We start from the raw sequence: 1,865 nt of genomic DNA on the forward strand, positions 1-1,865 counted from the left end.
GGCGATCCTGATGAGCTTCGGGAAAGCCTGTCAATACGCCGGGCCGGACACGCGCGCCGGCGCGGCACCCGCGATAACCTGCGGCTATGGCCGGCAGCCGAATGGGAAATGGCCGCACCGCCCGATCCGGCGCAGACTCGGCCCGGGATAAGCACGGAGGCGGATTTGGCGTGGCGCGTTGGCGTTGATATCGGCGGCACCTTCGCCGACTTCGTGGCCCTGGACACCGGCAGCGGCCGGCTCACCACCCTGAAGGTTCTGACCACGCCGCAGCAGCCCGGGCAGGATGTCGCCGCCGGGCTGCGCCGCCTGGCCGGGGAGGGGCTGGAGCCGGCGGGCGTCGAGCGCTTCGTGCATGGCACCACCGTGGGGGTGAACACCATCATCCAGCGGCGCGGCGCGCGGCTGGCGCTGTTCACCACCGCCGGCTTCACCGACATGCTGGAGCTGGCGCGGCTGCGCATGCCGGACACCTACAGCCTGTTCTGCGAGCGGCCCGAGCCGCTGGTGCCGCGCGAGCATGTCTTTCCCATCGCCGAGCGGATGGATGCCGAGGGGCGCACGGTGACGCCGCCGGACCGGGCCTCGGTGGCCGCGGCGCTGGCCGGCGCGCGGGCGGCGGGCTGCGAGGGCATCGTCGTCTCGCTGCTGCACGCCTGGCGCAACGCCGCGCATGAGGAGGCGGTGGCCGCGATGCTGGCGGAGCTGGCGCCGGAGCTGTTCGTCTTCCGCGGCAGCGAGGTGTGGCCGGCGATCCGCGAATACGAGCGCACCACGACCACGGTGCTGAACGCCTATGTCCACCCCCGCATCGACGCCTATCTGGAGCGGGTGGAGGCGCAGCTCGCCGCCGCCGGCATCGCCGCGCCGCTGCTGCTGACCACCTCGGCCGGCGGCACCATGACCGCCCGGCGCGGGCGGCGGGACTGCGTCGGCATGCTGCTCTCCGGCACGGCGTCCGGCGTGGTCGGCGCGGGGGTCGTGGCGCGGGCGGCGGGGCTGCCGGCGGTGCTGACCCTCGATGTCGGCGGCACCAGCGCCGATGTCGCACTGCTCAGCGACGGCGCGCCGGCCTTCGGCACCGGCCACGCGGTGGGCGAGTTCCCGCTGGCCATCCCCACCGTGGCGGTGGTCTCGAGCGGCCAGGGCGGCGGCTCCATCGCCTGGCTGGACGCGCAGGGCGTGCTCCAGGTGGGCCCCGAGAGCGCCGGCTCCACCCCCGGCCCGGCCTGCTTCGGCCGCGGCGGCGAGCGCTGCACCGTCACCGACGCGGCGCTGCTCTGCGGCATCCTCGGCCAGGGGGCGCTGGGCTTCGGTGCCATCGCGCCCCGGGCGGAGCTGGCGGAGGTGGCCATCGCCCCCATCGCCGCCCGGCTCGGCACCGATGCCGCGACGGCGGCGGAGGGCGTGCTGCAGGTGGCCATCAGCGGCATGCTGGTGGAGATCGACAAGCTGCTGGCGCGCGCCGGCATGCATGCCAGCGAGCTGACGCTGATGCCCTTCGGCGGCGCCGGCCCGATGCTGGGCGCGCTGCTGGCCGAGGCCGCCGGCATCCGCCGCGTGCTGGTGCCGCCGGCGCCGGGCACGCTCTGCGCGCTCGGCGCGCTCGCCGCCGATCTGCGGCGGGACACCATGCGCACCGTGCTGCTGCCGCTGGAGGACGCTACCTGGCCGCGCCTCGGCGCCGTGTTCACCGCCCTGTCGGCCGAGGCCGGCACGGCGCTGGCGGAGATGAGCGGCACGGGGGAGGCGGAGGTGACGCTGGCGGCCGACCTGCGCTACCGCGGCCAGTCCTACGAGCTGACCGTGCCGGTGCCCGTGCGCTTCCGCGATGGCGGCTCGGCCGGCGAGATGGCGGCGCTGTT

At 75.6% G+C, this 1,865-nt stretch carries 1 protein-coding gene; it reads left to right on the forward strand.

What is annotated here, in order from left to right; genetic code table 11:
• Positions 1-165: 165 nt before the first annotated feature.
• On the forward strand, positions 166-1,865 hold a 1,700-nt coding region (locus ACZJYS_RS24200; protein ID WP_493180627.1), incomplete at its 3' end, for a hydantoinase/oxoprolinase family protein.

Source organism: Roseomonas sp. TS2 (genome assembly GCF_058833935.1).